This window comes from Mesorhizobium sp. M1217 (assembly GCF_040318275.1).
Lineage (GTDB): Bacteria > Pseudomonadota > Alphaproteobacteria > Rhizobiales > Rhizobiaceae > Mesorhizobium.
In genome coordinates, this window is the sequence record NZ_JAMYMA010000004.1 from 272,773 (window position 1) to 289,814 (window position 17,042).

Annotated in this window: 18 protein-coding genes; 15 read left to right on the forward strand and 3 right to left on the reverse strand. The window is 63.9% G+C overall.

Going from position 1 to position 17,042, the window contains the following annotated elements:
• Window positions 1-67: 67 nt before the first annotated feature.
• Window positions 68-406, reverse strand: coding sequence for a co-chaperone GroES (locus NKH37_RS08765; RefSeq protein WP_023718396.1), 339 nt, complete (start codon window positions 404-406; stop codon window positions 68-70).
• 243 nt (window positions 407-649) lie between these two features.
• On the opposite strand from NKH37_RS08765, the gene NKH37_RS08770 reads away from it, so the two are divergent.
• Window positions 650-922, forward strand: a complete 273-nt coding sequence (locus tag NKH37_RS08770) for a hypothetical protein (RefSeq protein ID WP_023718395.1) — start codon at window positions 650-652, stop codon at window positions 920-922.
• Window positions 919-1,185 carry a DUF1488 family protein gene (locus NKH37_RS08775; protein WP_023718394.1) on the forward strand — a complete coding sequence of 89 codons (267 nt, stop codon included), beginning with the start codon at window positions 919-921 and terminating at the stop codon, window positions 1,183-1,185. Before NKH37_RS08770 ends, NKH37_RS08775 begins: the two co-directional genes overlap by 4 nt.
• Here NKH37_RS08775 and NKH37_RS08780 read toward each other — a convergent pair.
• Together NKH37_RS08780 and NKH37_RS08785 are read right to left on the reverse strand one after the other, a co-directional pair.
• A complete protein-coding gene (locus tag NKH37_RS08780; protein WP_353005167.1) occupies window positions 1,182-1,406 on the reverse strand; it encodes a hypothetical protein in 225 nt (74 codons plus the stop codon). The genes NKH37_RS08775 and NKH37_RS08780 overlap by 4 nt on opposite strands.
• A 44-nt stretch (window positions 1,407-1,450) precedes the next feature.
• Entirely contained in the window at window positions 1,451-1,699 is a 249-nt protein-coding gene (locus NKH37_RS08785; protein ID WP_353005169.1) for a hypothetical protein, read from the reverse strand.
• Window positions 1,700-1,933: 234 nt separating this feature from the next.
• Here NKH37_RS08785 and NKH37_RS08790 point away from each other — a divergent pair, with 234 nt between their 5' ends.
• The 13 genes from NKH37_RS08790 (at window position 1,934) to NKH37_RS08850 (ending at window position 17,041) form a co-directional block, all read left to right on the forward strand.
• The gene (locus tag NKH37_RS08790) at window positions 1,934-2,344 is read left to right on the forward strand and encodes a DUF3168 domain-containing protein (protein ID WP_023718393.1); all 411 of its coding nucleotides are present in this window, start codon (window positions 1,934-1,936) and stop codon (window positions 2,342-2,344) included.
• Between the two features lie 398 nt (window positions 2,345-2,742).
• Entirely contained in the window at window positions 2,743-3,042 is a 300-nt protein-coding gene (locus tag NKH37_RS08795; RefSeq protein ID WP_023718391.1) for a hypothetical protein, read from the forward strand.
• Between the two features lie 64 nt (window positions 3,043-3,106).
• Complete coding sequence (locus NKH37_RS08800; RefSeq protein ID WP_023718390.1) at window positions 3,107-3,772, forward strand: response regulator transcription factor; 666 nt, start codon at window positions 3,107-3,109, stop codon at window positions 3,770-3,772.
• Between the two features lie 10 nt (window positions 3,773-3,782).
• Window positions 3,783-5,195 carry an ATP-binding protein gene (locus NKH37_RS08805; RefSeq protein WP_051409642.1) on the forward strand — a complete coding sequence of 471 codons (1,413 nt, stop codon included), beginning with the start codon at window positions 3,783-3,785 and terminating at the stop codon, window positions 5,193-5,195.
• A gap of 109 nt (window positions 5,196-5,304) precedes the next feature.
• A complete protein-coding gene (locus tag NKH37_RS08810) occupies window positions 5,305-5,739 on the forward strand; it encodes an RT0821/Lpp0805 family surface protein (protein WP_023718388.1) in 435 nt (144 codons plus the stop codon).
• A gap of 117 nt (window positions 5,740-5,856) precedes the next feature.
• Window positions 5,857-6,987 carry a c-type cytochrome biogenesis protein CcmI gene (gene ccmI, locus NKH37_RS08815; RefSeq protein ID WP_023718387.1) on the forward strand — a complete coding sequence of 377 codons (1,131 nt, stop codon included), beginning with the start codon at window positions 5,857-5,859 and terminating at the stop codon, window positions 6,985-6,987.
• Between the two features lie 3 nt (window positions 6,988-6,990).
• Entirely contained in the window at window positions 6,991-7,434 is a 444-nt protein-coding gene (ccmE, locus tag NKH37_RS08820; RefSeq protein WP_023718386.1) for a cytochrome c maturation protein CcmE, read from the forward strand.
• A 71-nt stretch (window positions 7,435-7,505) separates the two neighbouring features.
• A complete protein-coding gene (locus NKH37_RS08825) occupies window positions 7,506-9,494 on the forward strand; it encodes a heme lyase CcmF/NrfE family subunit (RefSeq protein ID WP_023718385.1) in 1,989 nt (662 codons plus the stop codon).
• On the forward strand, window positions 9,491-9,958 hold the full coding sequence (locus tag NKH37_RS08830; RefSeq protein WP_352588740.1) for a cytochrome c-type biogenesis protein: 468 nt from the start codon (window positions 9,491-9,493) through the stop codon (window positions 9,956-9,958). Before NKH37_RS08825 ends, NKH37_RS08830 begins: the two co-directional genes overlap by 4 nt.
• Window positions 9,959-10,074: 116 nt before the next feature.
• Complete coding sequence (locus NKH37_RS08835; protein ID WP_352481893.1) at window positions 10,075-11,631, forward strand: Do family serine endopeptidase; 1,557 nt, start codon at window positions 10,075-10,077, stop codon at window positions 11,629-11,631.
• Between the two features lie 299 nt (window positions 11,632-11,930).
• On the forward strand, window positions 11,931-12,605 hold the full coding sequence (locus NKH37_RS08840; protein WP_254819962.1) for a response regulator transcription factor: 675 nt from the start codon (window positions 11,931-11,933) through the stop codon (window positions 12,603-12,605).
• Window positions 12,606-12,611: 6 nt separating this feature from the next.
• The gene (locus NKH37_RS08845) at window positions 12,612-14,081 is read left to right on the forward strand and encodes a sensor histidine kinase (RefSeq protein ID WP_352481892.1); all 1,470 of its coding nucleotides are present in this window, start codon (window positions 12,612-12,614) and stop codon (window positions 14,079-14,081) included.
• Complete coding sequence (locus NKH37_RS08850; RefSeq protein ID WP_353005171.1) at window positions 14,081-17,041, forward strand: bifunctional [glutamine synthetase] adenylyltransferase/[glutamine synthetase]-adenylyl-L-tyrosine phosphorylase; 2,961 nt, start codon at window positions 14,081-14,083, stop codon at window positions 17,039-17,041. The genes NKH37_RS08845 and NKH37_RS08850 overlap by 1 nt, the downstream gene beginning before the upstream one ends.
• The last annotated feature ends 1 nt before the right edge of the window (window position 17,042 follow it).

Below are 17,042 nucleotides of genomic sequence, written 5' to 3' on the forward strand. Positions count from 1 at the left end.
TTGCAGCGCGCCTGAATCAAAGCTTGGAGCATCCTTTGCGCGCCCGGCAGGGCGCGCGGCATTCCAATCAGGCGGCCTTCTTGGTAGCCACGCTCTTGTCGATGATACCCATCTCGCTCTTGTCGATGATGCCCATGATGTCGGCCTCCTTCATGATCACAAGGTCCTCGCCGTCTATCTTGACCTCGGTGCCGGACCATTTGCCGAACAGGATGAGGTCGCCGGCCTTGACGTCGAGCGCCATCAGCACGCCGCTTTCGTCCCGCGCGCCCGGCCCGACGGCGATCACTTCGCCTTCCTGCGGTTTTTCCTTGGCATTGTCGGGGATGATGATGCCGCCCTTGGATTTGGTGTCGCTTTCGGCGCGCCGAATGACGACGCGATCGTGGAGTGGCCGGAATTTCATGGGGACTCTTTCTGGGGCCGGCTTAGGCGGCCGCCCCTCTCTATAGGCGCCTTGGCACTCGATTGATAGGAGTGCCAAAAAATATTCATGGGGTATGTCAAATATTGAATTAATTATTTTGCCTGGCTATCCCTTGGTGTTCGGGCATTGCCGAATATTAATGAAATTGAATTTCTGTCTTTGAACACCTATTTTACGGTGAAGTTCACACTCACGACTTTCGCTGCAAGGGAGATTTTACCGATGGCCGAAGGCAATCAGAACATCATGGAAAAAGCTCAGGCTCGCTTCATGGAAAATCAAAAGAAAACGGCGGAGCGGAACAAAGCAACTGCCGAATATCTCTCGGAGGCCAAGGCCAGGGCTATCAAAACGGCAAGACTGAGGGAATTGCGACTGGCCAAGGAAGAGGCGGATCGCGCGGCGGCAGCTCTGAATCCGGTCGCCCCAAAGAAGAAGCGGGCGGCGCGGACAGTCAAGCAGGCCGTATCCGCATCGACGGAGGCCAAATCATGAGCCTGACATTTCCCAATCCCAGCCGCAGCTACGACGAGGCAAGCAAACGCATCCGCTTCGTCGGCCATGACGGCATGTTCCAGATTTCCTTCTCTGTCGCAACCGATGCCATCTCCAAAGTGCAGCCGGGAACGGCGGCCTCGGAAGCTACCTATCTGGCGGCCTTCGACACGGCTTCCAGCTCGATCCACGATGTCGCCAGGAATGCCTATGCCCGCACCCGCAGGAGCATATATGTGCTGACTGCGGCAGATTTTCGCTAGATCCGTCGCGATCCGTCCACAAGACGCTTTCTCGGGGCTTCCGGTCCGCCTTCGCCCGCCGCGATGTCACGACTGTTCAGCCGATCGACCATCGCGTGCGCATCGCACGTGTTCATGCCGACCATGGATTGCTGCTTGAGCTCGACAGGCTGGCCGGTGAAGACGTAGAAGACGGTCGAGCTGTGAGGACGTTCCATACGCAGCGCGTAGCGGTTTGCCATCTTGGCATCCTTTAGTTTCCGCCCGATCGATGAATGTCGCTCGGTCAGGCTTGGGCGACGAAGAATATTGCCGCCAGGACAAGCACCGTCCACAAAACGACGAACAGCTTCAGGGCCAGGCTACCGTGCGCCGAGAGCAGCTCCCGAGTGCGGTTGACCAAATTCTTGATGGTCATCGACATGGTCGGCGCCGCAATCGCGACCGGCCGCGCCCTGACCCCAAGCTTTCCGAAAACAGGCAGCAGCGATGGCTCGCGCACGAAAACGACCTCGAATGTTTGGAAACCAGACATCTTCATAGCATCGTTCTTCGAACGCTCTGCACGCCAAATGAATTCGCGTCACCCTCAAGGGCGTCCGTGACGCGAAAGGCCGCGGCGTCGCGGGTTCCAGTAGCAGGGCTTATTCCCGAGATCATGAAGGTTCATAATCCGTATGAGACGCGCTGATTCGCGCTTTGCCGGGATGCCGCCATGCAACGCAGCTACGCAGCAGGGAGGTCGACGCGACGGGCGAGGGGAAAGACAATGACCGCGCCACCCGTCGAATTGCAGAAGGCCATATTCGAGGCAGTGAATGGCGATCCCGATTTATCGGCGGCACTGGGCGACGCAAGATTGTTCGACCGTGCACCGGAAAATGTTGCGTTTCCCCACATGACCTTCGGCCGCACCAGCGTTTACGACTGGGCTACGGGCACGGAGAACAACGCCGAGCAGTTGCTGACGCTGCATGTCTGGTCGAAGTCCGAGGCCAGCAAGGAAACGCTCGACATCATGGACCTGGTCAGCGCCCGCTTGCGAGATGCGGCACTCTCGCTTGGCGAACATCGCCGCGCCTATCTCAAGCTCGAATTCGCCGAAGCCCGCTACGACGAGGACCTTTCGGCCCATCACGGGCTGCTGCGTTTCCGCGCCATGATCGAGGATGAGGGCTGACCGCCGGGCACTTTCCGTAAGAATCGGGCAATTTTGTTCTTGCTTTGTGCCGGCAGCTATGCTACTAATTTCACTATGGTGCTGATTGGCGCCAACGACCCGCCGCCGAGCGGGTTTTTTTGTTTCAGGTCGGTTCGCCTGAACCTGCCTTCGGTTGCCGGATCGATTGTCCCGGATCGATTGTCGAAGTCGGCGCACACCTGAAGCGATTGCCTTCTCCGCCAAATGATGCCGGTTGTCGGCGAAGGATCGGAGGGCTAGGTTAAACTTTGGCGATTTCGCGAGACGGGCGGCGAGATGGCAATCCGGTAATCTCGCGCTTCAGGGGTGTGGCGGGCATGCATTCGAGCGTTCACCGTTCATATCACGTTCAGCACCAGCGCGTTAGAACGCTGACCATGAACATCCTTTGCTCCCACTTCCGGACCGCGGCACTGGCGCTCTCAGCCGCCGGTCTGCTTGCGTCGCAGGCGATGGCGATCCCCGTTGTCGTGCCCGAGCAGCCCCAACCGGTCGTCCTCGCCGCCTCCGACTGCTATGCGATCGGCCAGCAGGTGGCCGAGCAGAATGGCGGGACCTTGGCCAAGGCCTCGCAGTCGACACGCGGCGGCCAGCCGGTCTGCGTCATCGTCGTGCTCGTTCCGGGCAAAGAAGGGCAGCGTCCGCGTCGCTCGGAGATCGTCGTTCCGCTGAACTGAACCGTGCCGTTTCCCAGTCTGCCGGAATCGGCCTATATCTGAACAGCTTCAACAGGCCTCCGGCATGCGCGTACTCGTCGTCGAAGATGACAAGGATCTCAACCGTCAGATCGGCGACGCGCTGGTCGATGCCGGCTATGTCGTCGACCGCGCTTTCGACGGCGAGGAAGGGCACTTTCTCGGCGACACCGAGCCCTACGATGCCGTCGTGCTCGACATCGGCCTGCCGCAGATGGACGGCATCAGCGTGGTCGAGCGCTGGCGGCGTGGCGGCCGCAAGATGCCGGTGCTGATCCTGACGGCACGCGACCGCTGGAGCGACAAGGTTGCCGGTATCGACGCAGGCGCCGACGACTACGTCACCAAACCTTTCCACATCGAGGAAATCCTGGCCAGGGTGCGGGCCTTGATCCGGCGTGCCGCCGGGCATGCCTCGTCGGAGCTGACCTGCGGACCGCTGCGCCTCGACACCAAGGCCTCCAAGGCCGACGTCGATGGTGTACCGCTGAAGCTGACATCGCATGAATTCCGCCTGCTTGCCTATTTGATGCACCATATGGGCGAGGTCGTGTCCCGGACCGAACTGGTCGAGCATCTCTACGATCAGGATTTCGACCGCGATTCCAATACGATCGAGGTCTTCGTCGGACGGCTTCGCAAGAAGATGGGCATCGACATGATCGAAACCGTTCGCGGCATGGGCTACCGCATGCGTAAGCCGGAGGCGTAACGCGGAACCGCTGCCTACAAAACCCGCCGTCTCGAACACGCCGTCGCTGCGGTCATGGCCGCGTTCGCTGGCGTTTCGCGTCATCGCCTTTTCCACGGTCTGGGCGATCCTCACTCTGGTCGTCATCTTCACCTTGATCACCACGCTCTATCGCCAGGCCAGCGAGCGCGGTTTCGACAGCCTGCTCTCGGCGCATCTGTTCAACCTGATCGGCTCGGTCGGCGTTTCCGAAAGCGGCCAATTGACCGGCGCTCCCGACCTTGGCGATTTGAGGTTCTCGGAGCCGAATTCCGGCTGGTACTGGTCGGTCGAGCCCGCCTCGGAAGGCGTGCACGGCGATCTCCATTCGTCGTCGATGACCAAGGCGATCCCGTCGCCAAGCGTTGCCGAGGTGCCATTCAATGCCAGCTTCCAGCGCAGTTATTCGGCGGACGGCATCGAAGGCGAGCAACTGGAGGTGTTCGAGAGCGAGTTCGTCCTCGATGCGAAAAACCGCGCCGCGCGCTTCCGTGTCATGGGCAACCAGACCGAGCTCGAGCAGGAAATCGCCACCTTCCAGCGGCGCCTTTTGACCTATCTGTCGCTGTTCGGCGTCGGCATGATCGCCATCAATGCAATCGCCATCCTGCTCGGCCTGCAGCCGCTGCGCCGGGTCAGGAATGCCCTTGCCATGGTGCGCGAAGGAACTGCGCAACGGCTCGACGGCCGCTTCCCGGCCGAGATCGAGCCGCTCGCCAACGAGACGAATGCGCTGATCGAGAACAACAGGCGTATCGTCGAGCGGTCGCGCACGCAGGTCGGCAACCTCGCGCACTCGCTGAAGACGCCGCTGGCCGTGCTGCTCAACGAGGGGCGGGCGCTGGGTGGCGCCAAGGGCCAGCTCATCGCCGAGCAGGCCGCTTCCATGCAGAAGCAGGTCGACCACTATCTGCAACGTGCCCGCGTTGCCGCGCAGCGCGACAGCGTCGTTTACCGCACGCCGGTGGCCCCGCTGGTCCAGCGCATGGTGCGCGTGCTGCAGAAGCTCAACCCGCGGACCGCGCTCTCGCTCTCGCTGCCGGCCACCGACATCGTCTTTGCCGGCGAACGTGAGGACCTTGAGGAGCTGCTCGGCAATCTGCTCGACAATGCGATGAAATGGGCAAGGAGCGCGGTCGCCGTTTCCGTCAAGCCCATCGCCGGCAGGGAAGGGGCGGCCAATCTGTTCGAGATAGCCATCGAGGATGACGGCCCCGGCATTCCCGAAGACAAGGCGCGCGAGGCATTGCAGCGCGGACGGCGTCTCGACGAGACAAAACCCGGCAGCGGGCTCGGACTTGCCATTGTCGCCGACCTTATCAACGAGTATGGAGGCGTTCTGGCGCTGGAACGATCCGTCATGGGTGGATTGAAGGCGGTGGTTCGATTGCGGAGCCTTCAGTAATGCTTTTCCGGGCGGCTGGCTGCGGCCAAATTTCCGATAAACATCGACATTATGGCCGCGCCAGCCTGCTGACAGCGCGGCGGTCCAGCTCAAGAAAGCCGGTATTGGCATGAAGATTCGCGTCGCGCTCGTTTCCGCCCTGCTCGCCGTCTCCGGCTGTACGACGCTCGGCAAGGGCCCAGCCGTTACGGTGACACCGGCCGCCACGCCTCCCAGTGGCGCCAAGGTCGCGACGACGATCATCGCCGCCATGGGCGGCGGCCTCGTCGGTGGTTCGATCGGCACCGGCTTGAGCGAGACCGAGAAGCGCAGCGCGCTCGAGGCGGAATACAAGGCGCTTGAATATACGGCGAGCGGCCAGAAGGTGGCGTGGAAGAGCGACAGTTCGGCCCATCGCGGCGAAGTTGTCGCCGCCCAGCCCTATCGCGTCGGCTCGCAGGACTGCCGGCAATACACCCATACGGTGTTTACCGGCGCTGCCGGCGCCACCGCGCGCGGAACCGCCTGTCGCAATGCCGACGGCAGCTGGACCCCGCTGACGTAGCTCGCCGGCCGTTGATACACCGATCCCGGTCCGGCACTATCGATCGGAGCGGTCCCGTCAAAGCGTCGCAGCACGCTTGTGTTGGCAGGGCAAGGGTCTCGTTCTATTGGAAGAGCCATGCTGTTCTGGGTCATAGCCGCAATCCTGACGCTGGGCGCAAGCCTGGCGGTGCTGCTGCCGTTGGCGGGCGAAACAAAGAACACGTCCGCTGCCGGCGATCACGACCTTGAAGTCTATCGCGACCAATTGGCCGAGCTTGACCGCGACGTGGCGCGTGGCCTGATCCGGCCAATGGAGGCCGAAGAGGCGCGCGCCGAGATCGCCCGCCGCATCCTTCGCCTGAGCAATGCCGGCCCGGCCGGCACGACGGCGACACAGCGGTCGACAAGGCTGGTGGCGACCGCTGCCGTGCTGGTGGTTCCGCTGGTTAGCTGGGGCCTTTACGGCCAGCTCGGCTCACCCGACCTGCCGTCGCAGCCGCTCAGCGAACGCCTGGCCAAGAACCCCGCCGACAGCTCGGTGGACGAGCTGGTGGCACGCGCCGAAGCGCACCTTGCGGCCAACCCGTCCGATGGCCGCGGCTGGGACGTGCTGGCGCCGGTCTATCTGCGCATGCAGCGATACGCCGATGCGGTAACCGCCTACCGCAATGCCATTCGCCTTGACGGCGACAGTGCCGCCCGTCAAGCCGGCCTCGGCGAGGCGATCGCCAATGCGGCCGGCGGCATCGTTTCAGCCGACGCCCAGGCTGCTTTCGAGGCGGCGCTGAAGCTCGATCCGGCAAACCCGAAGGCCTCGTTCTATCTCGCCATGGGCTTAGCGCAGGAAGGCCGCACAGCTGAAGCGACGGCGGCTTGGCAAAAGATGCTTGCCGCCTTGCCGCAGGGCTCGCCGTGGCGCGGTGCCGTCGAGCAGGCGCTCGCTGAATCCGCCGCCCGCAACGTCGCTTCGGAGGCGCCCGCGAAAGGGCCGAGCGCCGACGATATCGATGCTGCCTCCTCGATGTCGCCGCAGGACCGGCAAGCCATGATCAGCACCATGGTTGCCGGCCTCGACGAAAAGCTTCGGCAAAATCCGCGCGACGAGGAAGGGTGGATGCAGCTCGTTCGTTCCTATGCCGTGCTGGGCAAGACAGATCAGGCGCGTGACGCACTCAATCGCGGTATCGCCGTCTTTGGCGCGGACAGCGACCAGGCCAGGAAATTCACCGCCTTTGCCGCCTCGCTCGGCGTGACGGCGACGGAGTAGACGATGACGCGCAAGCAGAAACGACTGTCGGTGATCGCTGCGGGGCTGGCCTTCCTCGGGGTTGCCACCGGGCTGACCTTCTATGCGCTCGGCCAGAAGGCCTCCTACTTCTACATGCCGGCCGATCTGGCCACCGCCAGCCTTCAGCCGGGCCAGCGTATCAGGCTCGGCGGCCTCGTCGAAAAAGGCACAGTAGAGCGTAGCCAGGGCGCCACCGTCGCCTTTTCGGTGACCGACAACCAGAAGGACGTCAAGGTTACCTATACCGGCATTCTTCCCGACCTTTTCCGGGAAGGGCAGGGCGTGATCACCGAAGGCTCGTTCGGCCCTGACGGAATCTTTGTCGCCGACAGCGTGCTCGCCAAGCATGATGAGACCTATATGCCCAAGGAAGTGGCCGACGGCCTCAAGGCCAAGGGCGTCTGGCAGGAGAGCAAGAGTGACTAGAGAGGTTCCGCAAAAGTGTTCCACGGTTTTGCGGCAAGAACCTGCGGCAAAACCTGGCGAGCGCGGCGACAATGGTTGAAACCGGACATTTCGCCCTGGTCCTGGCGTTTGCGCTGGCCCTGGTGCAGACGGTGGTGCCGCTGTTCGGTGCGCGCACCGGCAACCACAAGATGATGGCCGTCGGCGCACCCGCCGCGCTGACCGGCTTTGCCTTGACAGCGCTGTCCTTCGTGGCGCTGGCGACCGCGTATGCAGGCTCCGACTTTTCGGTGGAGAGCGTCTGGGAGAACTCGCATTCGCTGCAGCCGCTGATCTACAAGATCACCGGCACTTGGGGCAATCACGAAGGTTCGATGCTGCTCTGGGTGCTGATCCTGACCTTCTTCGGCGCGCTTGTCGCCGTCTTCGGCGGCAATCTTCCGGCGACGCTCCGGGCCAATGTGCTTGCGGTGCAGGGAGCGATCGGCGCTACTTTCTTGCTGTTCATCCTGACGACGTCGAACCCGTTCGTCAGGCTCAATCCGGCGCCCATCGAGGGCCGCGATCTCAATCCGATCCTGCAGGATCTCGGCCTCGCCATCCATCCGCCGCTGCTCTATCTCGGCTATGTCGGCTTTTCGATATGCTTTTCCTTCTCGGTCGCCGCCCTCATCGAGGGCCGCATCGACGCATCGTGGGCGCGCTGGGTGCGGCCGTGGACGCTGGTCGCCTGGATGTTCCTCACCGGCGGCATCGCCATGGGCTCCTACTGGGCCTACTACGAGCTCGGCTGGGGCGGCTTCTGGTTCTGGGATCCGGTCGAGAACGCGTCCTTCATGCCGTGGCTGGCGGGCACGGCGCTGCTGCATTCGGCGATTGTCATGGAAAAGCGCTCGGCGCTGAAGATCTGGACGCTGCTGCTGGCGATCCTGACCTTCTCGCTGTCGCTGCTCGGCACCTTCCTGGTGCGCTCCGGCGTGCTGACCTCAGTCCACGCCTTCGCCACCGATCCGACGCGCGGCGTTTTCATCCTCTGCATCCTGACGCTGTTCATTGGCGGCTCGCTGGCGCTGTTTGCCTTGCGCGCCTCCCGGCTGACGGCCGGCGGCCTGTTTCACCCGATCTCGCGCGAAGGCGCGCTGGTCCTCAACAATCTGTTCCTGACCACCGCCACCGCCACCGTGCTGGTCGGCACGCTCTACCCGCTCGTAGTCGAAGCGCTTTCGGCCGACAAGATTTCTGTCGGCGCGCCGTTCTTCAACCTGACATTCGGCCCGCTGATGGTGCCGCTGCTGGTCGTCGTGCCGTTCGGGCCACTGCTCGCCTGGAAGCGCGGCGACATTTTCGCGGTCGCCCAACGCCTGATGGCGGCTTTCGCGGCGGCGCTGCTCGCCGTGCTGGTGACCGCCCTGTTCATCGATGGCGCTTCGGTGTTGGCGGCACTCGGTGTCGGCCTTGCCTTCTGGCTGATCTGCGGCGCGTTCACCGATCTCGCCGTCAAATCCGGCTTCGGCACCGTCGCGCCCGCCACCGTGCTCAGGCGCTTCGCCGGCCTGCCGCGCTCGGTCTTCGGCACAGCGCTTGCGCATCTCGGCCTCGGCCTGACGACGCTCGGCATTGTCGGCACGCTTTGCTTCGGCACCGAAAAAATCCTGTCGATGCATGCCGGCGATACAGTCGAACTGTCCGGCCACACCCTGCGCTTCGAGGGGCTCTACCCGGCCCAGGGGCCTAACTACAGCGAGGATCGCGGCCGCTTCGCCCTGCTTGGCGCTGACGGCAGCATCGCTGGCGAGATCACCTCAGCCAAGCGCTCATACCCGGTGCGCCAGATGACAACGACCGAATCCGGCATCAGCACGATCGGCTTCAGCCAGCTCTATCTCTCGCTTGGCGACGAGGCCAGCGACGGCTCTGTAGTCGTTCGTCTGTGGTGGAAGCCGCTGGTGACGCTGATCTGGGGTGGCGGCCTGGTGATGATGGCGGGTGCGGCGATGTCGCTGCTCGACCGCCGCCTGCGTGTCGGCGCGCCGTCGTCCCGCAAGCCGGCGGGCGCCGTGCCATCGGCGAGCCCGCCATGAGCCAAAGGGTCACGCTGGCCTCGCTGGTCCTCTTGCTGGCGCTGTTGTTCGCCGGCGCCGCGCAGGCGGTCAAGCCCGACGAGGTGCTCGCCGACCCGGCGCTCGAGGCGAGGGCGCGCGCTTTGTCGGAAGGCTTGCGCTGCATGGTCTGCCAGAATCAGTCGATCGACGAGTCCGATGCCGACCTTGCCCGTGACCTGCGCATCCTTGTGCGCCAGCGCCTGGTCGCCGGCGATACCGACCGGCAGGTGATGGACTATGTCGTTTCGCGCTACGGCGAATTCGTGCTGCTGAAGCCACGCTTCAATCTGCGCAACGCCTTGCTCTGGGGGACGCCAGTTCTTCTGCTGCTCGTTGGCGGGACGTTCATCCTGCTGGCCGCCCGCTCGCGCCGCTCGACGGCGACCAATGCCCTGACCGCGGACGAGAAGGCGGCGCTGGACGCGATACTCCGCCGCGATTGATCCTAACATTACGAAAGTTTCATGTACCGGAAATGGCGCCGTAATGTGCGGTTCTCTATTTCCTTTGTCGAGGATGCCAATCAAGGGGCGTCCCTTGAAAAGAGGATACGAGAACCATGAATGTTGCCCCCAATTCATATCTTCGCACCCGCAAACGCCTGCTGGCCGCAGCCGCATCCCTGGCCATTGCCGGCGCGATCGGCTTTGGTGCTGTTGCTACCGGGACAGCCCCGGTTCTGGCCGACGCCGTGCGTGTCGAGGCACCGCAGGTCCCGAGCTTCGCCGATGTGGTCGAGCGCGTTTCGCCGGCGGTCGTCAGCGTGCGCGTCAAGGCCAAGATCCAGTCGACGGCCGATGACGGTTCCGGCCAGATGGACGACGAGGACGGCCTAGGCAATCTTCCCGACAATCCGCAGCTGCGCCGGTTCTTCCGCGAATTCCGCGGCTTTGGCGACCAAGGCGGCGACCAGGGTCCGAACGGAATGCGCCGTTTTGGGCACCGTGACCGCAACAACGACCAGCCGCGGCCGGTGGCGCAAGGGTCGGGCTTCTTCATCTCCGATGACGGCTATCTCGTCACCAACAACCATGTCGTCGAGGAAGGCACCGCCTTCACCGTGGTGACCAATGACGGCAAGGAACTCGACGCCAAGCTGATCGGCACCGATCCGCGCACCGACCTTGCCGTGCTCAAGGTCAATGATGGCAGCAAGTTCACCTATGTCGACTTCGCCGATGATTCCAAGGTTCGCGTCGGCGACTGGGTGGTGGCGGTAGGCAATCCGTTCGGCCTCGGCGGCACGGTTACCGCAGGCATAGTTTCGGCCCGCGGCCGCGATATCGGCGCCGGTCCCTATGACGACTTCATCCAGATCGACGCCTCGGTGAACCGCGGCAATTCGGGCGGCCCGACCTTCAATCTCAACGGCCAGGTCGTCGGCATCAACACCGCGATTTTCTCGCCGTCAGGCGGCAGCGTCGGCATTGCCTTCGATATTCCCGCTTCGACCGCCAAGCAGGTCGTGCAGGATCTGATGAAGAACGGCACAGTCCAGCGCGGCTGGCTCGGCGTCGAAATCCAGCCGGTCACGCCCGAAATCGCCGAGTCGCTTGGCCTTGGGTCCGGCAAGGGCGCGCTCGTTGCCAGCGCGCAGGACAACAGTCCCGGCAAGAAGGCCGGCATCACTGCCGGTGACGTGATCACTCAGGTGGACGGCAAGGACGTTGCTTCGCCGAAGGAACTCGCCCGTCTGATCGGCGCTTACCCGCCCGGCAAATCGGTCGATGTCACGGTGTGGCGCAACGGTAAGAGCGAGGCGGTCAAGGTCGATCTCGGCAAGCTGCCGTCGAGCGACAAGCAGGCCTCGGCCGACCAGCAGCCTGCACCCGCGCCGAAGACCGACACGCTGGCCGATCTCGGCCTGACCGTCACCAAGTCCGACAATGGCAAGGGTCTTGTGGTGACCGATGTCGACCCCGACAGCGATGCCGCCGATCGCGGCATCCAGCCCGGTGACGTCATCACCTCCGTCAATTCGACGGAAGTGACCGGCACCGGCGACATCGACAAGGCGATGGCCGACGCGGTGAAGTCCGGACGCAAGGCGGTGCTGATGCAGATCACCCGCGACGACAGCAACCGCTTCGTCGCGCTGCCTGTCGCCAAGGGCTGACGACCGGCTCGACTTTTCCGGTGCGGCGGTTTTCACACCCCCGAGCCGCCGCACGGGAAAGCACGGGGCCTGAATACGTTAGTCAGTCATCGTGTTCCGCCCCAGCGGCAGCGGGCTTCCGATCGCCCGCTGCCGCTCGAACATGCCGCTCAAAGCGTGAAGCGGTTTAGGCTACGGCATGCTAAAACAAAGACTTACCGCGTATCCCTGAATCACCTTGTTCGCGATACGCCATGGAGACGGCCACGATGCATATGCCGGCCACTCAATCTTCCAGCGAAATCGCGTATAACGGTTCTATGAAGATTCTCGTCATAGAAGACGATCGCGAGGCGGCCGACTACCTGCAGAAGGCGTTCGCCGAGGCCGGCCATACCGCCCATGTCGCCGGAGACGGCGAAACCGGCTTCGCACTCGCTGATTCCGGCGACTATGACGTCATGGTCGTCGACCGCATGATGCCGCGCCGCGACGGCCTGTCCGTCATTGCCGGGCTCAGGTCCAGAGGCAATACGACGCCCGTGCTGATCCTGTCGGCGCTCGGCGAAGTCGACGACCGGGTCACCGGTCTGCGTGCCGGCGGCGACGACTATCTGACCAAGCCCTACGCCTTTTCCGAACTGCTCGCCCGCGTCGAGGTGCTGAACCGCCGCGCCAGCGCCAGGGAGGCAGAAACCGTCTACCGGGTCGGTGATCTCGAACTCGACCGGCTGTCGCATTCGGTGCGGCGCGCCGGGCGCGAGATAACGCTGCAGCCGCGCGAGTTCCGCCTGCTCGAATATTTGATGCGCCATGCCGGCCAGGTAGTGACGCGCACCATGCTGCTCGAGAACGTCTGGGACTACCATTTCGATCCGCAGACCAACGTCATCGACGTTCATATCTCGCGGCTGCGCGGCAAGATTGAGAAGGGCTTCGACAAGCCGATCCTGCACACGGTTCGCGGCGCCGGCTATATGCTGAAAAGCGGCTAGAACCCCATGGCCCTTTCCGTGCCGGCCATCATGAGGACGACGGCAGCGCGGCTTTCAGCGCTTTATCTTCTGCTTTTTGCGCTGTGCGCTGTGCTGCTGGTCTTGTACATGACCTCGCTCTCGGCGCGCATGCTGACTGCCCAGACGCAGGAGACGATCAACGACGAGGTACTCGGCCTTGCCCGCGCCTATCAGCGCGGCGGCCTGCCGGTGCTGGTCCGCGTCGTCGAGCAGCGCTCCCGCCAGCCCGGCGCCAATCTCTATCTGATCGCCGATGCCAACGGCCAGATCCTGACCGGCAACGTGCAGAGCCTGGAGCCGGGCGTGATTGAGGCCGAGGGCTGGACCACCGAACCGTTCTCCTACCGCCGCTTCGGCGAGGGCGAGCTCGAGCGGCAGCGCAACCCGGTCTCCGACCCGAACGAGCCCGCCCAGAGCGAAGTACAGGCCGAAGGCGAGAAGGGCCATAATGCCATCGCCCTGGTGCTGCGCCTGCCCAACCAGATGATCATGCTGGTTGGCCGCGACCTCGGCGAGCCGGAGCGCTTCCGCGCCGTCATTCGCCGCGCCTTGATGCTGGCGCTCGGCATGATGGGCGTCGGCGGGCTGCTGATCTGGTTCTTCGTCGGGCGCGCGGCGCTGAAGCGCATCGACAGCGTGTCGGAGGCGAGCCGCCGCATCATGGGCGGCGATCTTTCCGGCCGGCTGCCGGTCACCGGCGCCGGCGACGAGTTCGACCGGCTGTCGGAAAACCTCAATTCCATGCTGGCCAGGATCGCCACGTTGAACGAGGGGCTGAAGCAGGTCTCCGACAACATCGCCCACGACCTGAAAACGCCGCTGACCAGGCTGCGCAATCGCGCCGAAGCGACGCTTTCCGGCAAGCACAACACCAGCGACTACCGACAGGCGCTGGAAGGAACGATCGCCGAATCCGATCAGCTGATAAAGACCTTCAACGCCATCCTGATGATCTCACGGCTGGAGGCCGGCTATTCCTCCGAAAGCACCACCAGGGTCGACCTGGCCGCTGCCGTGCACGACGTCGTCGAACTCTACGAGCCTGTGGCGGAAGAGGCGGGTGTGACGCTCGAAACCTCGGTACAGGGTGCCTTCGCCGTCAACGGCAATCGCGAGCTGATCGGCCAGGCGCTGTCCAATATCGTCGACAACGCGATCAAATATTCGACCGACTCGACCTCCAGGCCTACGGTTCGCGTGACGCTGGAGCGTATCGATGGCGAGATCAGGCTTGCTGTTTCCGACAACGGCCAGGGCATTCCCGACGATGTCGACCGCGCCAGGGTGACCGAGCGTTTCGTGCGGCTGGAAAAGAGCCGCTCGCAGCCGGGTTCCGGCCTTGGCTTGAGCCTCGCCAAGGCGATCATGACGTTCCACAATGGACGGCTTGAGCTTCTGCCCGGCAATCCCGGATTGTCCGTCGTCATGAGTTTTCCCGGGCGGGAGGATCGCTGATGGTGGCGAGGATGGCAGCGCGACGCCGCGAGACGGACTGGCTTTTGAAGCCGGCGGTAAAGCTCGTTCCGCTGGATGCAAGCCGCGCCAGGCAGGAATTGGCGGAGATCGCCGACGCCGCGCGGCAGGAAGAACTGCCGCGACTGGCGAAATTTCTCGCCGGCAAGGGGGTCGTCCAGGATTTCCTCGCCGCCGTTTTCGACCTGTCGCCGTTCCTGCGCGATACCGCGCGCCGCCGGCCGCGGATAGTCGATGCGCTTTTCGACGAGACCATCGAGGCGCGGCTGTCATCGATCTGCGCCGCGGTCGACAAGGCAGCGCGCGCAGAGGCCGTCTCCGAAGGCAGCCTGATGATGGAGCTGCGCCGATGCAAGGCGGAGGCGCATTTCCTGATCGCCTTGGCCGATCTCGCCGGCGAGGCCGAGACCTCGCTGACGGTGCGGCGACTGAGCGATCTTGCCGACGCCTGCACGCGTGCAGCCGTCGATTTCCTGCTCCGCGACGCGCATGAGCAAGGCAAGCTCAGTTTGCCGGATCCGAAAAATCCGGCGCAACGCTCGGGCTGGATCTTGCTTGGCATGGGCAAGCTCGGTGCGCATGAGCTGAACTTCTCCTCCGACATCGACCTCGTCGTCTTCTTCGACCCCGATGCGCCTGCCGTCGTCGATTCGCTCGATGCCACCGAGCTGTTTTCGCGCCTGACCCGCCGGCTGGTCCGCATTCTCCAGGACCGCACCGAGCACGGTTACGTCTTCCGCACCGATCTCAGGCTTCGTCCCGACCCCGGCTCGACGCCGCTGGCGATCCCGGTCGAGGCGGCGCTGCGCTACTATGAGGCGCGCGGCCAGAACTGGGAGCGCGCCGCCATGATCAAGGCGCGCCCGGTGGCTGGCGATCTTGCCGCCGGCGCCGCGTTCCTGAAGGAACTGCAGCCCTATATCTGGCGCAAATACATGGACTATGCGGCGATCGCCGACGTCCATTCGATAAAGCGCCAGATCCACGCCCACAAGGGCCATGGCGAGGTCGCGGTCAAAGGTCACAACGTCAAGCTCGGCCGCGGCGGCATCCGCGAGATCGAGTTCTTCGTCCAGACCCAGCAACTCATCGCCGGCGGTCGCTTTCCCGAACTGCGCGGCCGCGAGACCGTGCCGATGCTTGGCGAACTCTCCGCGCGTGGCTGGATCACTGCCGATGCGCGCGATGCCCTCACCAGGCAATACTGGTTCCTGCGCGGCGTCGAGCACGCCATCCAGATGGTTGCCGACCAGCAGACGCACATCCTGCCGGAGGACGAAGAGGGGCTGGAGCGCGTCGCCCGCATGCTGGGCTTTGCCGATGCGGCAGGCTTTGCCGAAGCGTTTCGCGCGGCGCTGCACCAGGTCGAGCGCCACTATGCAGCGCTGTTTGAAACCGCGCCGGAGCTTTCGGCAGGCATCGGCAATCTGGTCTTTACCGGCGACGTCGACGATCCCGACACCTTGCAGACCCTGAAGCGGCTCGGCTTCCAGCGGCCGAGCGACATCTGCCGGGTTATCCGCGGCTGGCACTTCGGCCGGTATCGCGTCACCCGGTCGGCGGAAGCGCGCGAGCGGCTGACCGAACTGACGCCGGCGCTGCTGCAAGCCTTCGGCCAGACGCGGCGGGCGGACGAGGCAGTGATCCGCTTCGACGAATTCCTTGCCGGCCTGCCTGCCGGCATCCAGCTGTTTTCGCTGCTGCATTCGAACCCGGCTTTGCTGAAGCTGATGGCGACAATCATGGGCGCGGCACCGCGGCTGGCCGCCATCATCACGCGCCGGCCACATGTCTTCGACGGCCTGCTCGATCCGGCGCTGCTGAGTGAACTGCCCAACCGCGCCTATCTGTCGGCGCGTCTTGCCGCCTTCCTCGAAGGCGACAGGGCCTATGAGGACGTGCTCGACCGACTGCGCATCTTTGCTTCGGAGCAAAAGTTCCTGATCGGCGTCAGACTGCTTGCCGGGTCGATCGATCCACCGCGCGCCGGCCGCGCTTTTTCCGACCTCGCCGATCTGACCATCAAGGCGGCATTGCAGACGGTGACGGCGGAATTTGTGCTGCGTCATGGCCGTATTGCCGGCGGCAGGGTCGCACTGCTCGGCATGGGGAAGCTCGGCAGCCGCGAACTGACGGCAGGTTCCGACGTCGACCTCATCCTGCTCTACGATCACGACGCCGATGCCGAGGAGTCCGACGGCGACAAGCCGCTTGCCCCGTCGCATTACTACAGCCGACTGACGCAGCGGCTGATCGCCGCCGTTTCCGCGCCGACGGCCGAGGGCGTGCTCTATGAGCTCGACCTTCGCCTGCGGCCGTCCGGCAACAAGGGGCCGGTGGCCACCCATGTCGACGCCTTCAAGAAGTATCAGCGCCAGGACGCCTGGACATGGGAGCACATGGCGCTGGCGCGAGCCCGCGCGATCGGCGGCGATGCCGAGCTCTGCCGCGAGGTCGAAGGGGAAGTTGCCGCAGTGCTCGCTCTGCCGCGTGATCCAGTCAAGGTGATGGCCGAGGCATCCGAGATGCGCGCCATGGTCGACAAGGAGAAGCCGCCGCGCGATACCTGGGACATCAAGCTGATCCCGGGCGGCCTCATCGATCTCGAATTCATCGCCCAGGTTGCGGTGATTACCGGAAAGATCGAGGCAGGCCGCAGGGCCACCGGCACGGCTGACATCCTGTCGCGCCTGGCGCCGGATTTCGCCAGCGCCCAGGTCAGGCAGGAACTGGTGGATGCCTATTCGCTCTATCTGGCGCTGACCCAGATAATACGGCTTTGCCTTACCGGCGCGTTCGAACGCGACGACGTTCCGCCAGGGCTTTCGGATCTGCTTCTGGCGGTCACCGACCTGCCGGATTTCGGTGTGCTTGAAGCGCACCTCAAGGAGACGTCGCAGAAGGTCAGAAAGGATTTTGACCTTTTGCTTCGTGCGAAATAAC